Origin of the sequence: Streptomyces sp. GSL17-111, assembly GCF_037911585.1 — a bacterium.
In the GTDB taxonomy this organism is placed as follows: domain Bacteria; phylum Actinomycetota; class Actinomycetes; order Streptomycetales; family Streptomycetaceae; genus Streptomyces.
In genome coordinates this window covers 2,894,134-2,908,836 of the sequence record NZ_JBAJNS010000001.1, presented here as the reverse complement: position 1 = coordinate 2,908,836, position 14,703 = coordinate 2,894,134, and the positions used below count along the sequence as shown (strand labels likewise).

The following is a 14,703-nucleotide window of genomic DNA, read 5'->3' as shown; positions in this document are numbered from 1 at the left end:
CACGGGCCCCGGGGCCCCGCCTCCCGGACGGCCCGCGCGAGTGACCGGCGATACCGCACGCCCCCTCCCGACGACGTCGCTTCGGGCGCACCGTCGCGCTGCCCGATCTCGTCGGCGTGCCGAGCCGGTTCTTCGCCCACCACGGGAACGCGGCGGCGTGCCTGCCGTCCGGGCGTGCGCCGGTGGCGGCCCGGCCGCCGGGAGGCGCGTTCTCCCGTCCCGGGCGCAGGGCCCCGGCGGTCAGACGTGGGCGGTGCCGTCCCGCTCACCGTCCCGGCCGGGGGCCAGGATCGCCTCCAGCGCCGCCAGGTCGGCCGCCTCGTCGCGGCGCAGGCGCCCCCGGCCGTCCGCCACCAGGTCCGCCGGACGGACGATGACCAGCCGCAGCCCGTGCGCGGGGATCAGCTCCTCGCGCCGGGCGTCGTACAGGGCCCGCTGCTCGCCCCGGTGCACGCCGCTCACGGTGAGCCGGTCCGGCTTGTCGAAGTGCGGCATCGGCCGGTCATGCTGCAGCTCGCGGTACTCGACCACGAGCCGTCGGCCCGGCCAGTAGGCGTCGACCGGCAGCCTGACCCGTCGGCCCCCGGCGCCCGGGTCGCCCAGCAGCCAGTCGAAGCGGTGCTGCGTCAGTGCGCTCTCGCCGAGGATCCGGTCGCACAGCCCGACGACGTAGGACTCGTCGCTGTCCTCTCTGCTCGCCATGCTCCGGCATCCTGCCATCCCGACACACCCGGTGGACGGCTGCGGGGAGTTGTGGGAACCCCACCTCGCGCTCCTCCCCGCAGCACCCGCCACTGCTCACCGACGTGACGGCACCGCTGTCACTTGCTGGTCGCGAAGCGCATCAGGTCGTGCTCGTCGCCCTGCTTGATCTTGCCCGTCTCGTTGATGACCTGAAGCTTCCAACCGTCGCCGATGCGCACCGCCTTGGCCACCGCGCAGCCGTTGTCCTTGCTGAGCAGGCTCGGCCAGATGTCGGCGACCTGCTGCGAGCTGCCCCCGGTCCCGTCGTAGACCTTGAAGCTGACGTTGCGCGCCTTCTGGAAGGCGCTGCCCTTCTTGTACGCGGCGGCGACGAACACGATCGACGTGATGTGGTGCGGGATCCGGGCGAACTCGACGGTCACCGTCTCGTCGTCCCCGTCCCCGTGCCCGCTCTGGTTGTCACCGCTGTGCACGAGGGAGCCGTTGCCCATCGGGTCGAGCGAGTCGAGGCCCGCAAGACGCACCGGGTCCCCGCCGTGCATCGCGATGGCGATCAGGTCCAGGTCGGTCCCGGTCTTGCGGCGGAGCTTGCCCAGCACGCCACCGCTGCTTCCCGCGGTGAAGTCCCAGGACACTCCAAGGGACAGGTGGGTCACCCCGGTCATGTCTGCCGGGCCGTCTTCCTTCGTGAGCGTCATCATCCCTGGATCATCCTCTTGGCGACGGAACCGAGACGCACCGAGGGTGCCTAAGCCGCGCAGCGGCGTTACCCGCGCCCACGACAAAGCCCTCCGCAACCGCGTTCCCGCAGCTCGGAGGGCATCGACCGAGTGGAGCCTAGGGGAGTCGAACCCCTGACATCTGCCATGCAAAGACAGCGCTCTACCAACTGAGCTAAGGCCCCGTCGGCCACCAGAGTACCCGCTCCGGCCGTCCGATTCCGACCGGGTATCGCCCCGGAGGGCACGGCTCCGTAGGATGCACCGCAAGTTCGCTGGCGCGAAGCGGACAGGGGAGACACAGGGGAGACTCATGGAAGCAGCACAGCAGGACCCCACGGCCAAGGCCCGGGAGCTGCAGAGCGCTTGGTACGGCGAACCGCTGGGCACGCTGTTCCGACGGCTGATCGACGACCTGGGCCTCAACCAGGCGCGGCTGGCCACCGTGCTGGGCCTGTCGGCCCCGATGCTCTCGCAGCTCATGAGTGGACAGCGGGCCAAGATCGGCAATCCGGCCGTCGTCCAGCGCGTCCAGGCGCTGCAGGAGCTGGCCGGGGAGGTGGCGAGCGGGCAGGTCAGCGCCGCCGACGCCACCCGCCGCATGGAGGAGGTCCGCCGCTCCGCCGGGCAGAGCGTGCTGGGCGGAGCGGCCGGCACCACCACGTCGGGTCAGCAGAACACCGTCAAGCGCGCCGTCCGCGAGATCCAGTCCCTGCTGCGGGCCATCTCGGACGCCCAGGAGATCCTGGAGGCCTCCCAGACCCTCGCCGGAACCCACCCCGAGCTGGCAGAGTTCCTCAAGGTGTACGGGGCGGGCAAGACCTCGGACGCGGTCAGGCACTACGAGGCCCACCAGGGCTGAGCGCGGGAGCTGAGAGGGCGGCACGGCACGATGGGCGAGGTCTTCGCTGGCCGGTACGAACTGGTGGACCCGATCGGCCGGGGCGGCGCCGGTGCCGTCTGGCGGGCGTGGGACCACCGCAGGAAGCGGTATGTGGCGGCGAAGGTCCTTCAGCAGAGCGACGCCCACGCCCTGTTGCGCTTCGTGCGGGAACAGGCCCTGCGCATCGACCACCCGCACGTGCTCGCCCCCACGAGCTGGGCCGCCGACGACGACCAGGTCATGTTCGCCATGGACCTCGTGCGCGGCGGCTCCCTCGCCCATCTCATCGGCGACTACGGCGCGTTGCCGCCCCGCCTGGTGTGCGGCCTGCTGGACCAGCTGCTCGCCGGCCTCACCGCCGTCCACGCCGAGGACGTCGTCCACCGCGACATCAAGCCCGCCAACATCCTCCTCGACGCCACCGGCACCGGCCGCCCGCACCTGCGGCTGTCCGACTTCGGCATCGCCATGCGCAAGGGCGAGCCCCGGCTCACCGACACCGCCTACGTCGTCGGCACCCCCGGCTACTTCGCCCCCGAGCAGATGCTGGGCGCCGAGCCGGACTTCCCCGCCGACCTCTACGCCGTCGGGCTCGTCGGCCTCTACCTGCTGACCGGCCGCAAACCGGACGCCCAGGCCCTGCTCACGGCCTACGAGCACGGGATGCCCGACGCCCCCGACGGGGTGCCCGAGCCGCTGTGGCAGGTCCTCGGCGGGCTCCTCCAGCCCGACCCGCACGCCCGCTTCCGCACCGCCACCGGAGCCCGCAAGGCCCTCGCCGGGGCACTGGAGCTGCTGGACGCGGGGGTCACCCTGCCGCTCGGCAGGACCACCGACACCGTGGAGATCTTCGACCAGATCGGCCCCCTGCCGCAGGGGTACGGTGCCGACGGCCCCCACGCCGCCCACGCCTCGGCCGCCCACGCCTCGCCGGGGGCCGCGCACGAGCCACCGGCACCGCCCCTTCCGCAGGCCGACGCGTCGACGACCGGCAGCTTCCACCTGGCCCCGCCGACGCCCGTCCGGCCCCCGACCGCGCACCCGGCCGCGCACCCGGAGCCGAGGCAGTCCGCCCCCGTCCCCGTCCCCGTCCCCGTCACCCCCAGCCCGACGCCGCTGCTCCCCGCCTCCGCCTTCCCGGCGCCCGGCGCCCACCCGGCGGAGGCCTTCGGCCCAGCGGTGCCGAGCGCGCCCCTCGCGCGCCGCCCGGGACCGCCCGCCACGGTGGCGGTCCCCGTCCTGGCCCTCGCGCTGCTGTGCTTCGCCGTGGGCGTCTGGGCACTCACCCAGTCCTGAGCCGGTCCTGAGCCAGCCACGAGCCGGTTCCGGGGTCGCGCCGCTCAGCGCGTACCGGGCGGACCGTAACCCTGCGGCGGGAAAGTGTGGCCCGGCCCGGCGCCCACCGGCGGCGCGCCGGACGCGACCGGGCGCTGTCGGCCGACCAGCCACCACGCGCCGAGGCCGAGCAGCAGCGCCGTGCCCGTGCCGAAGGCCCCGTAGGCCAGCAGCCGCAGCCCGCCGTCCCGCCGGGCGAGGGCCTCGGCCGCCGTCAGGCCCTGCTCGGCCGCCTCCCGGTCCGCGTCCGTGACCCCGAAACCGGCCGGCAACACGTCGCTCACGTACGCGGGCGCCTCCTGCGCCTCCCCGTCGACGGTCACCCGCAGCGTCACGTCGGCACCGTCGGGAAAGTGGGCGTCCATGTCCCGGTGGAAGGTCACCTGGAGGTAGTGCCAGCCCGCGATGCTGCGGCCCCGGCCCTCGTCGGCGAAACGGTTGCCGTAGTCGACCGCGCCGCCGGCCACGCTTCTCGCGGCCTGCTCGCCCGAGTACGTCTCGAAGTCGCTGTCGTACAGGGCCGCGCGCGCCGGGTTGTACAGCTGGAGCGAGAAGGCGTCCGACACGAACCCGGCCGAACCGTCCTCGTCCGCCGCCGCGTTCGGCACCTCCAGCCGGGCGAAGAGCTGCTGCCCCCAGTCCACCGGCACCCGGTAGAACCGCGACTCGCCCGCCCTGATCCCGTCCCGCCACACGCCGTCGGCCACCGCCCCGGCGTCGTTGAAGCCGGTGCCGCCCTTGGCCTGCCGGGCCGTTCCGGACGGTGGCGTGGGCGCTTTCGGCTCCTCGCTCCCCGAGCCGCCCGGTGGACCGGGCACGGCACCCTCCAGCCCCGGCTCGACGTGGTAGCCGATCTCGATGGGCCACCGCGCCTGGTCGGACTCCTCCGGAGACTCCCGCACCACCTGGAACAGATAGGGGCCCGCCTCCTGGCACTCCTCGATGCCACCGCCGACCCGGCGTGCCGCGTAACCGCTGACGGGGTACGCGGAGGTGGTGCCGAACGTCGCCGAGCCCGCGGTGTCGCACTCGTCGCCGTCGACCGTCAGCAGCCGCATGGACAGCTTCTCGCCGAACGACCGGACCTCCGCCCCGGGCCTGGGCGCCGCAGTGGCCGCCAGGTAGACGGTCGAGGTGTCGTCCAGCGTGACGCTGTAGAACCTCTCCTCGCCCGGCCCGATGCTGTCCGTGGAGAGCCCGGGCTCCAGCTCGGGCCCACCGGAGCTGCTGGCCGTGCCCTCCACCGGCCTGGCGTCCTCCGCCATGGCGTAGGTGGGCAGCGCCTCCCCGGCGTCCTCGGCCTGCTCGGCCGCCACCGCCGGGCCCGACAGCACCGCCGAGGCGCACAGCCCAGCCAGGGCGGCGACCCCCGCGCCCGTCCCGCGCCGCTTCCCCATGCGCCGCCCCTCCCGTTGTTCGTCGCTCCTGCTAATCGGCCACCCACCACGAGCGCCGTCCGGGCCCCCGCCGCACCGCGCGGCCCGGCACCGACCCGAAAAACTGACTACCCATCACATCGATGACCGGCCCCGGAGGCTCCCGCACCCGACGGTAAAGTTTGCCGTTGCACAGTTCAAGGCGCGGGCCGTCACGGTGGGGCAACAGCGACGGCAAAAGCCCCGGCCGGGGCCGGGGCTTTCAACCGAACACTGACCGGACTGCGGAGCGGCTCACACACCCGTGCCCGCGGGCACGGAGTCGGTGGCCTCCGTCCACAGGTCCTGCTCGGCACGGTCCGCCTGAATCTGGCGGTACACGAGGAGTCCGCCGATGGCGGCAAGCGCGAACAGGAGAAGCTTCTTCACGGCGTTACCTCGTCCTTCAACGACGTCAGACCCTACTGGCGCCCGATGATACAACCCCCCGGTAGAACACCGCCGTGCACCGACGCCGCGCTCCTCGCCGCCGGGCGGCGGTCGAGCCGGGCCCGGCCCGCCGTGGTGTCGTGGTCGGAGGGGCTCCACCCGCACACCGTTCCGTGGCGACGCCCTCTCTCTGTGCAACCATCCGGCCTCCTCGGGTGTCTTCCCCTCGCCACCCCACGCGTCCAGCTGCCGCCGAAAGGTCACCTCGCATGCACCACCGCATCCGTGCCACCGCCGTCGCGGTGCTCACCGCAACGCTCATCACCGCCGTCGGCTGCACCGAGGACGCCATGAGCGACGACGCGGCGTCCGGTCCGACCCGGGACACGCGGGAGACCGGGGAGCCCGCTCCGGACGATCCCGCCACCGAGACCCCGGCGACCGCCGCACTGCCCGACCTCACCGGCAAGGGGCTCCAGGCGGCCCAGGACGCCGCGCAGGAAGCGGGCTTCTCCGACCTCACCTCGCACGACTCGGCCGGGCGGGACCGGATGCAGGCGTTCGACCGCAACTGGAAGGTGTGCTTCCAGACCCCGGGCGCCGGCGAGCACCCCGTCGACGTCGAGGTGGACTTCGGCACGGTGAAGCTGGAGGAGGACTGCCCCGCGCGGGACGCCACCGGCACGGGACCCGACGCCGCCGAGGGGACGATGCCGGACGTGGTCGGGGAGTCCGCCAACGTCGCCCGCGACGCCCTCCCTGACAACACGTCCATCACCGTGAACGACGCGTCCGGTGAGGAGCGGATGGTCCTGGTGGGCTCGAACTGGCAGGTCTGCTCCCAGGAGCCGGCCGCCGGCGCGCCCTTCGACGGCGAGCCGGTGACGTTGAACGTGGTCAAGTTCGAGGAGTCCTGCCCCTGACACAGAAACGCCCCGGATGGTCGGGTCGGAGGCGACCGTCACCATGACGCGCATGGACGAGGCCGCCGACTGGTCAGTCGAGGACCCGCAGTGGGTGGACACCATCAGCTGACTACCGGAGTACACCGCAGCCCCCGGAGCGCACCGCCCGGGGGCTGCTGCCGTGGGCAGGCGGGGGCTACGCGCACGTGTTGGGGCCCGGCCGTCAGCTACGTCGCGCGGCGCCCTCCGGCCACACCACATCGACCGGCATCCCAGCCTCACGAGCCGCAACCACGACATCTGCCGTGCCGCCGCCCTTCGCTCCCGGGGGCTGCCCATTCCACACAGCCACCAGTCGCTCCCCGCGCTCCAGGAGTACGGCGTTCGCCGACTCGTACGCCGCCCGGTCAGCCGTCGCATGCGGCATCACCAGCACCTCGCCCGCGGCCGCGGCCAGCCGGTCGAAGACGGGAGCGTGGTCCGGCTTGACCTTCCGCTCCCGGTAGTCCTCCGATGGGATCACGACCACGAGGGAACCGCCGGCCTCCAACACGGCCTCCGCGAAGAGGGTGTCCGAGCCGCGAGCGATGCATGACACCCCCACCAACTGTTCGCCTTGGTGCTGGGCGACGAGTGCACGGAGCGCGTCGCGCACAAGCGGCACGGTTTCGTCGGTCAGGTCCATGTGGCCGGTCACCGAAAGCGTGGTCACCACAGTGCCTCTCCTCAGCTCGACAGCAGGTCGCGGATGATATCGCGGGCCTCTTGCACGTCTCGCGTCACCGATCGGCCCACTGTGTAGGGATAGAGCTGTCCGAGTCGCGTGCGGACGCGACCGGACTGGGTGGTGTGCGCGGCGGCGACGGCGTGCCTCGTGTGTTGCACAGCGGCGTGTACGTCACCAGCGAGGAAGGAGCACTCGGCGAGCCCGATCCAGTCCAGGGCGTGGCTGCGGGCTGCCTCCGGCCCGCGACGAGCAAGGGCCCGCTGAATCTCGGCAGCGGCAGCGTCGGCATGAGTTCGGGGTTCCTGCCGGGCGAGGTCGAGCAGTCGGCCGCCGGTCACGCCCGCCAACTCGACATCGTCAAAGTAGGCGATCCAGTGGGGCTCTTCTCCCGGCTTCGCGTCGGCCAGCGCGGCACGGGCTTGTTCGGTTGCACGCCGGAACGCGGGGATACGACCCATGGCTGCGTACGCCCACGCCTCCCGGGTGTGCAGCATTGCCCGCAGCCGCGGCCCCGCCGCCCCGCGTGTTCCATCTTGGGCGAGGCGCACGAGCTCCAGCGCATCCTGCGGCCGGTCCCGGCAGAGCATTTGCCGGGCCATGCCAGCGAGCACGTTGGCTCCGAAGGGGGTGTCGTTCCCCGCGTGCGCTGCTCTGAGCGCAAGCCGGTAGTAGTCCTGGGCCCGTCGCTGAAAGCCGGAGTCCCACGCCATCGTCGCTGCGGTGCCGGCGAGTTGCGCCATGACGCCGTACAGGCGCTGTTCCACATGGTCGCTTTGATGCTCTTCAAGGTGGGCGGCGACCTCGGATAGCTGCCCGAGGACGGCCTTGCGCCGTAGGCCGCCACCGTACTTGTGGTCCCACCGCCGGAATGCCTGGGCAGTCGCTTCCAACTCGTCTATGTCCCGCGCTCCGAGGCGGCCCCTGCGCGGGGATGGGTCGGCACCGAATCCCGGCTGTAGCCAGCCCTCCAGAGGGTCAAGCAGAGCAGTGCCGGTGATGGCGGCGCTCGTGAGTGCGCGAGCTGCTGCGCGGCGGTCCATCACGAGATCGCTCCTCGTCAGGTCTGTGGCCAGATGCACTGTGGCGTCCGTACGCCACGGCACATCCTCGGTTGGCCCTTCACCGGACGACGCTGGCGGGGTCTGCTGATTGTGCGGCGGCTGCTGCTCCCATAGGCGGGGTGCGAGGCCGAGGAGGTGCCCGGGGATACGGAGTCCGTCGGCGATGCGGCGGACCACTTCGAAGCTGGTGATCTGTTGCTGTCCGGCGATGATGGTGGACACCTTGCCGGGGGTGAGCTGGCAGGCGGCGGCGATCCGGTTCTGGGAGAGTCCGCCCCACTTCTTGATGAGTGTGAAGGCTGCCGCGAAGTCGTGCTCTGCGAGGGCTCGCCGTAGGTCTTCTCGGTCGAGGACTTCCGGGGTGAGCGGGCCGGGGGTGGTGGCGTCCATGGGGCCAACTTCCTGGCGATCTTAGGCACGGGGCATCCCCGTTCCGCAACGTTCAACGACTGTATTACCGAGGCGGTAACTCCCGCTGGGCATCCCGGGAATGCCGCTGGCGGACGAGGCTCCTAGTACAGGTAGTCACCCAACGTGAGCCGAGGGATACAGTGCAGACTCCCACCAGTCCTCCTCAGCCTTGGTCCCCACCGCCCGGCCGCGACTCCACGGAGCAGCGGGCGGGGGTGTACTGGGATGCGGTACGCGTCTCAGCCGACATTGCGTGGCTGGCGCTGGAGCAGCTTGGCCATGCCACCGGCTGTGTGTACACGGACGATGCGAGCCGTATCTGGTGCTGGCTCGTCCCTCCGGCGACCGTATCCGCGTGGCCGCGCATCCCAGAGGGGCATCTGTGCTCGGTCGGCACGAGCGTCGAGGTTCCGTCGCTCAACGCGGTGGACGGTGTGGTGCACTGGCTCATTCCACCCAACTCCAGCCGTTACCTGACGGACGGAGCCCTGTTGCAGCAGGCCGTCGCCGTCGCGGCCGAGCGGCTCGTCGGGGTTCCCGCGGCGGCGGCGCTGTGCACCCGTTGTCAGCGCACGACTCGGGCGCCGGTGCCAGTGCGCTGGGAGTCCATGAGCTCGGGGCCCGATCGGGCGGTGTACGCCTGCCCGGACTGCGCCCCTCGGCTCACGCCCGGCCCGGGCCGGGCCGAGGTCTTGATCCGATGACGCTGACGGCCGACCAGCTCTTGGCAGACGCGGCGTGGGGCGACTGGATCAGGCACGCCCGCGACTGCCCGAAGTGCAGCCACATCGGCGGCCTGTGCGACGAGAGAGTGGCGCTGAACCAGACCTGGTTCGCAGTGCGCACCGCGGCCGGCGGTCCGCCGCCGCAGGGCCCGCCGTACGAGCGGCACAGTCGCAAGGGCTTGGCCGACGAGCAGTTGCGTGGCGACGCCTGCATCCACTGCGGCGCCGACCTGGACGACAGCGCGGTGGACGTGCCTCCGCAACGGGTCCGCTGGTACGGCGCAGTGTCCTTCTGGTTCCCGATGGCCTGCCCCGGGTGCCGCCCGACTCCCCGCCTGGTCGGCGGGTTCCATCATCACAACGGAGGTAGAAGCATGAGCACAGCCCTGCGTGACCTGCTGACGCAGCAGGAGTTCGCCTCAATCCGTTCCACCGTCCTCAACGACAACCCCGACGTGACGGAGACCATGGCCGGCCGGATCGTGGACGAGGCGCTGAAGTTCGTCGTCGCCTGTGCGAAGAACCCCAGCGTCGGCCTGGCGCCGTCCCGGGTGGTGGATGAGGGCTGGCACGCCCTGCTCCTGCACTCGGCCGTCTACGCCCGCATCTGCACCCAGCTCGGCAGCTTTGTGCACCACTACCCCGGCTACGACCCCACGCACTACGACCCGGTCATCATCGACCGCACCCGGGAGAAGATCGCCGAGGCCGGGTACGAGGTGGACGCGGAGCTGTGGGGGCACCCCACGGAGAACGTGCTCGTCTCGGTCGCGGCGAACTGCCAGCACGCCCCGTCCTGCACGATCCGGCCCATGCCCAAGCCCGAGTGGCCATAGGCTAGGCCGCATGGACGCCTTCCGAGCCCGTCAGCTCGCACGCCTTCTGAACCTGTGCGGCCGCCCCGGCACGGCCGTAGCGGTTGACGACGGCGACCCGGCCGGGGAGTGGCTGGTCCACGACGACGAGGGCAGGGACATCACCGGGGAGGCCCTGGCGGCCGTACGGCCGAGCGACCGGCGGTATCCGGTGCAGGGGCGCGGGTTCCTCGTTCCCGGCTCGTGAACCTTCCGGGCCGCGCTCGTCGTCGAGCGGGCTTCGAGCGGGCCACGGTATATACCTGAGCGCCCGTCAATCACTCGAGGTGTGGTCGGGCCAGCCCGGCATGAGCGCCGCCGGTACCGCGTCGAGCGCGGCCGCGACGGCGAGGATGCGGTCGAGGGGCGGTGACGTGGTGCCGAGCTCGATGCGGACGATGGTGCGCCGCTCGACGCCGAGGCGCCCGGCCAGGCCCTCCTGGGTGAGGTTGCGCAGCATCCGGTAGTCGCGCACCCGCGCGCCGACTTCGCGGCGCCACTGGAGCAGCCGGTCGGGGTGGGGTCGGTAGGCGCGGACACCTGACAAAGCTCTGGGTGGTCATGGCGCGAAGTCAGTGCCTTGGGATGTGACAGTTTTCGATCTCTGCGCGGGGGTATCGAGTCGAGACTCGCCCCTTGGACCACCGCTGACGGTCGAGTCAGCGGTGAGCGGTGCAGTGTGATGCGCCTCCACTGCGCCGCCGCGCCCTGGCAAGTTCGCGCCAGGGCGAGCCGCCCCGGCCCGACTTCGGGTCGGGGCGGTCTACTCTGTGCAACGCAGACGCCCCCCGCCGACTATCGCGGCAGGGGGCGTCCGTTCCGGGAAGGGGTCTCTCCCGATACCCCGACCCGGGCTCGGGTCTGGGTTGCGCCTCAAGACGGCGGCGGCTCGTAGGGTCCAGGCGCCGTCTCCCCACCAGGCACTCTACCGAACGTGCCGTGGAATCCACAGCGAGTAGACCGATCCGTCTGCGTACCGGCGCTCCAGGCGATCCGAGGTCACGTTCTTGGACTCACGTTGGCTTCTGAGCTGTAGATCAATGTAGAACGCCCGGCCCCTCCGAGGAGGTTCCGGGCGTCTGACCTTGCGGTCTACCACTGTGGGGCTAACAGGACTTGAACCTGTGGCCTCTTCCTTATCAGGGAAGCGCTCTAACCGTCTGAGCTATAGCCCCGCGCTGCACGGAAAGATTAGCGCATTCCCGCGCCGGCCCAAAATCGGTTACGCGGCCGGGCCCGCTGAGCCGGACGGGCCCGGCCACCTGCGCTTACTCGTCCTCCGCGAGGGTCAGCTCCACACCGCCCACGAATCCGGCCGACAGGTTGTAGACGAAGGCCCCCAGCGTCGCCAGAGCCGTCGCCAGCACCACGTCGATGGCCGCGATGACGCCCGTGAACAGCAGCACGCGCGGCAGCGACAGCATCTCCTCCAGGTCGAACCCGGAGCCGTCCGGCGAGGCCGTCGCGTCGGCGATCGTCTTCCCCAGGGTGGAGAAGACGCCCATCGCGTCCATGACCATCCACAGGACGGCCACCGCCACGATCGTGCAGATCCCCAGCGCGATGGACAGCAGGAAGCTGACCTTCATCACCGACCACGGGTCCGCCTTGGCCACCCGCAGCCGCGCCTTGCGCGTCCGGGGCACGGTGCGCGCCCCGGTCCGGGGGACCCGCACGGCCGACGGCGCTTCGGCGGACGCGCGCGGGGCACCGGGCCCGTGCCCGGGCGCCGGGTAGGCGTGCGGCGGGTGGTGCGGCTGGGCCGCGCTCGTCAGCGTCCCGCCGCCGCTCGTGCCCTCGCCCGCGCCACCGGGGTGACGTCCGTGACCACCGGCGGGCCCGCGGCCGCCACCAGGGGACGCGCCCTGCTCCGCCCCGCCCGAGGTACCGCTCACGCCCTACTCCTCGCTGTCCGTGGTGTGCTCGACGGCGCCCGGCTGCACGACGTCCTGGCCGGCCGCGTCGGTGGCGTCCGGATCGGCCGCCGCCTCCGTGCCGTCCCCGGCCACCGCGTCGACGACCGCCTCGACCTCTTCGGCCTCGCGGCCCGCCTCGGCGTTGCGCGCGATACCGACCACGGCGTCACGCTTGCCCAGGTTGATCAGTTGGACGCCCATGGTGTCACGGCCGGTCTCCCGCACCCCGCTGACCCGCGTGCGGATCACACCGCCGCTGAGCGTGATGGCCAGGATCTCGTCCGTCTCCTCGACCACGAGCGCCCCGACGAGCGACCCGCGGTCCTCGACGATCTTGGCCGCCTTGATGCCGAGGCCGCCACGGCCCTGGACGCGGTACTCGTCGACGTTGGTGCGCTTGGCGTACCCGCCGTCGGTCGCGGTGAACACGAACGTGCCCGGCCGGACGACGTTCATCGACAGCAGCTCGTCGCCCTCACGGAAGCTCATGCCCTTCACACCCGACGTCGCGCGCCCCATGGGCCGCAGCGCGTCGTCCGTCGCCGTGAAGCGGATGGACTGCGCCTTCTTGCTGATCAGCAGCAGGTCGTCCGCCGAGGACACCAGCTCCGCACCGATCAGCTCGTCGTCACGGCCGTCGTCCATCTGCCGGAGGTTGATGGCGATGACGCCGCCGGAGCGGGGCGAGTCGTAGTCCTTCAGCGGCGTCTTCTTCACGAGCCCCGACTTCGTCGCCAGCACCAGGTACGGCACCGCCTCGTAGTCGCGGATCGCGAGGATCTCGGCGATCTGCTCGTCCGGCTGGAAGGCCAGCAGGTTCGCGACGTGCTGGCCCCGGGCCTCCCTGCCCGCGTCCGGCAGCTCGTACGCCTTCGCCCGGTACACGCGGCCCTTGTTCGTGAAGAACAGCAGCCAGTGGTGCGTCGTGGAGACGAAGAAGTGGTCGACGATGTCGTCCTCGCGCAGCTTCGTCCCCCGCACGCCCTTGCCGCCGCGCTTCTGCGCCCGGTAGTCGACGGTCTTCGTGCGCTTGATGTAGCCGCCACGGGTGATCGTGACGACGATGTCCTCCTCGGCGATCAGGTCCTCGATGGACATGTCGCCCTCGAAGGGCACCAGCTGACTGCGCCGGTCGTCGCCGAACTTCTCGACGAGCGCCGTCAGCTCCTCGCTGATGATGCCGCGCTGACGCACGGGCGAGGCGAGGATCGCCTTGTACTCGTTGATCTTGTTCTGGAGGTCGTCGTGCTCCGCGGTGATCTTCTGCCGCTCCAGGGCGGCCAGCCGGCGCAGCTGCATCTCCAGGATGGCGTTGGCCTGGATCTCGTCGATCTCCAGCAGCCCCATCAGGCCGGTCCGCGCGACGTCCACCGTGTCGCTGCGCCGGATGAGCGCGATGACCTCGTCGATCGCGTCCAGCGCCTTGAGCAGGCCGCGCAGGATGTGCGCCCGCTCCTCGGCCTTGCGCAGCCGGTACCGGGTGCGGCGGACGACGACGTCGACCTGGTGGGAGACCCAGTTGCGGATGAAGGCGTCCAGCGACAGCGTGCGCGGCACCCCGTCGACCAGCGCGAGCATGTTCGCGCCGAAGTTGGTCTGGAGGTCGGTGTGCTTGTACAGGTTGTTCAGCACGACCTTGGCCACCGCGTCCCGCTTCAGGACGACGACCAGCCGCTGCCCCGTCCGGGAGCTCGTCTCGTCGCGGACGTCGGCGATGCCGCCGACCCGGCCGTCCTTCACCAGCTCCGCGATCTTCAGCGCGAGGTTGTCGGGGTTCACCTGGTACGGCAGCTCGGTGACGACCAGGCACTGCCGGCCCTGGATCTCCTCGACCTCGACCACGGCGCGCATCGTGATGGAGCCGCGGCCGGTGCGGTAGGCGTCCTCGATACCGCTGCGCCCCACCACCAGCGCGCCCGTCGGGAAGTCCGGCCCCTTGATGCGCTCCAGCAGTGCGTCCAGCAGCTCCTCGTTGGACGCCTCCGGGTGCTCCAGGTACCACTGCGCACCGGCCGCAACCTCGCGCAGGTTGTGCGGCGGGATGTTGGTGGCCATCCCGACGGCGATGCCCGCCGAACCGTTGACCAGCAGGTTCGGGAAGCGGGACGGCAGGACCGTCGGCTCCTTGTTCCGGCCGTCGTAGTTGTCCTGGAAGTCGACGGTCTCCTCGTCGATGTCCCGGAGCATCTCCATGGCCAGCGGGGCCATCTTGCACTCGGTGTACCGCATCGCGGCGGCCGGGTCGTTGCCGGGCGAACCGAAGTTGCCGTTGGAGTCGACGAGCGGCATCCGCATCGACCAGGACTGCGCGAGGCGCACGAGGGCGTCGTAGATGGAGGAGTCACCGTGCGGGTGGTACGTCCCCATCACGTCGCCGACGACGCGGGCGCACTTGTAGAAGCCGCGCTCGGGCCGGTACCCCCCGTCGTACATGGCGTACAGCACGCGCCGGTGCACCGGCTTGAGCCCGTCCCGCACGTCGGGCAGGGCACGGGAGACGATGACGCTCATCGCGTAGTCGAGATACGAGCGCTGCATCTCGGTTTCCAGCGTCACCGGCTCGATGCGCAGGGCGATCTCCGGGTCGACGGGCGGCACGGTGGCCGGCCCCTCCTCCGGGCTTCCGGGGTTCCCCGCGGTGATGTCGTCGGCCATTG

The 14,703-nt window shown here is 71.5% G+C and carries 15 protein-coding genes and 2 tRNA genes; 6 read left to right on the top strand and 11 right to left on the bottom strand.

Annotation, left to right across the window (positions count from 1 at the left end; all coding sequences use genetic code 11):
* Window positions 1-240: 240 nt before the first annotated feature.
* The 3 genes from V6D49_RS12900 to V6D49_RS12890 all read right to left on the bottom strand — a co-directional run bounded on the left by V6D49_RS12900 (window position 241) and on the right by V6D49_RS12890 (window position 1,609).
* The gene (locus tag V6D49_RS12900; RefSeq protein ID WP_340559679.1) at window positions 241-702 is read right to left on the bottom strand and encodes a hypothetical protein; all 462 of its coding nucleotides are present in this window, start codon (window positions 700-702) and stop codon (window positions 241-243) included.
* A 119-nt stretch (window positions 703-821) separates the two neighbouring features.
* Window positions 822-1,406: a TerD family protein gene (locus V6D49_RS12895; protein ID WP_340559677.1), complete on the bottom strand. Its 585-nt coding sequence runs from the start codon at window positions 1,404-1,406 to the stop codon at window positions 822-824.
* Window positions 1,407-1,536: 130 nt separating this feature from the next.
* A tRNA-Ala gene (locus V6D49_RS12890) sits at window positions 1,537-1,609 on the bottom strand.
* Window positions 1,610-1,737: 128 nt separating this feature from the next.
* Here V6D49_RS12890 and V6D49_RS12885 point away from each other — a divergent pair.
* Window positions 1,738-2,286, top strand: a complete 549-nt coding sequence (locus V6D49_RS12885; RefSeq protein ID WP_191211613.1) for a helix-turn-helix domain-containing protein — start codon at window positions 1,738-1,740, stop codon at window positions 2,284-2,286.
* Window positions 2,287-2,316: 30 nt separating this feature from the next.
* Complete coding sequence (locus V6D49_RS12880) at window positions 2,317-3,603, top strand: serine/threonine-protein kinase (RefSeq protein WP_340559676.1); 1,287 nt, start codon at window positions 2,317-2,319, stop codon at window positions 3,601-3,603.
* Between the two features lie 44 nt (window positions 3,604-3,647).
* Here V6D49_RS12880 and V6D49_RS12875 read toward each other — a convergent pair whose 3' ends face one another.
* Together V6D49_RS12875 and V6D49_RS12870 are read right to left on the bottom strand one after the other, a co-directional pair.
* Window positions 3,648-5,039 (bottom strand): hypothetical protein, encoded by a 1,392-nt coding sequence (locus V6D49_RS12875; protein ID WP_340559675.1) that lies wholly within the window; start codon window positions 5,037-5,039, stop codon window positions 3,648-3,650.
* 273 nt (window positions 5,040-5,312) lie between these two features.
* On the bottom strand, window positions 5,313-5,447 hold the full coding sequence (locus V6D49_RS12870) for a DLW-39 family protein (RefSeq protein WP_219092078.1): 135 nt from the start codon (window positions 5,445-5,447) through the stop codon (window positions 5,313-5,315).
* Between the two features lie 269 nt (window positions 5,448-5,716).
* Here V6D49_RS12870 and V6D49_RS12865 point away from each other — a divergent pair, with 269 nt between their 5' ends.
* Complete coding sequence (locus V6D49_RS12865; RefSeq protein WP_340559674.1) at window positions 5,717-6,370, top strand: hypothetical protein; 654 nt, start codon at window positions 5,717-5,719, stop codon at window positions 6,368-6,370.
* Window positions 6,371-6,575: 205 nt separating this feature from the next.
* Here V6D49_RS12865 and V6D49_RS12860 read toward each other — a convergent pair whose 3' ends face one another.
* Window positions 6,576-7,064: a hypothetical protein gene (locus V6D49_RS12860; protein ID WP_340563943.1), complete on the bottom strand. Its 489-nt coding sequence runs from the start codon at window positions 7,062-7,064 to the stop codon at window positions 6,576-6,578.
* A 14-nt stretch (window positions 7,065-7,078) separates the two neighbouring features.
* Window positions 7,079-8,530 (bottom strand): helix-turn-helix transcriptional regulator, encoded by a 1,452-nt coding sequence (locus tag V6D49_RS12855; protein ID WP_340559672.1) that lies wholly within the window; start codon window positions 8,528-8,530, stop codon window positions 7,079-7,081.
* A gap of 236 nt (window positions 8,531-8,766) precedes the next feature.
* Between V6D49_RS12855 and V6D49_RS12850 the strand changes: the two genes are divergently transcribed.
* From V6D49_RS12850 to V6D49_RS12840, 3 genes are read left to right on the top strand one after another with little or no spacing between them, the layout of a single operon-like run.
* On the top strand, window positions 8,767-9,255 hold the full coding sequence (locus tag V6D49_RS12850) for a hypothetical protein (protein WP_340559670.1): 489 nt from the start codon (window positions 8,767-8,769) through the stop codon (window positions 9,253-9,255).
* Window positions 9,252-10,112, top strand: coding sequence for a hypothetical protein (locus tag V6D49_RS12845; protein ID WP_340559669.1), 861 nt, complete (start codon window positions 9,252-9,254; stop codon window positions 10,110-10,112). Before V6D49_RS12850 ends, V6D49_RS12845 begins: the two co-directional genes overlap by 4 nt.
* Before the next feature lie 10 nt (window positions 10,113-10,122).
* Window positions 10,123-10,338 carry a hypothetical protein gene (locus V6D49_RS12840; RefSeq protein WP_340559668.1) on the top strand — a complete coding sequence of 72 codons (216 nt, stop codon included), beginning with the start codon at window positions 10,123-10,125 and terminating at the stop codon, window positions 10,336-10,338.
* 66 nt (window positions 10,339-10,404) lie between these two features.
* On the opposite strand, the gene V6D49_RS12835 is transcribed toward V6D49_RS12840, so the two are convergent.
* From V6D49_RS12835 to gyrA, 4 genes are all read right to left on the bottom strand, one after another.
* A complete protein-coding gene (locus tag V6D49_RS12835; RefSeq protein ID WP_340559666.1) occupies window positions 10,405-10,677 on the bottom strand; it encodes a helix-turn-helix transcriptional regulator in 273 nt (90 codons plus the stop codon).
* A 554-nt stretch (window positions 10,678-11,231) separates the two neighbouring features.
* A tRNA-Ile gene (locus V6D49_RS12830) sits at window positions 11,232-11,305 on the bottom strand.
* A 93-nt stretch (window positions 11,306-11,398) separates the two neighbouring features.
* Window positions 11,399-12,025 (bottom strand): DUF3566 domain-containing protein, encoded by a 627-nt coding sequence (locus V6D49_RS12825; RefSeq protein WP_340559664.1) that lies wholly within the window; start codon window positions 12,023-12,025, stop codon window positions 11,399-11,401.
* A gap of 3 nt (window positions 12,026-12,028) precedes the next feature.
* The gene (gyrA, locus tag V6D49_RS12820) at window positions 12,029-14,701 is read right to left on the bottom strand and encodes a DNA gyrase subunit A (RefSeq protein ID WP_340559662.1); all 2,673 of its coding nucleotides are present in this window, start codon (window positions 14,699-14,701) and stop codon (window positions 12,029-12,031) included.
* Between the last annotated feature and the right edge of the window lie 2 nt (window positions 14,702-14,703).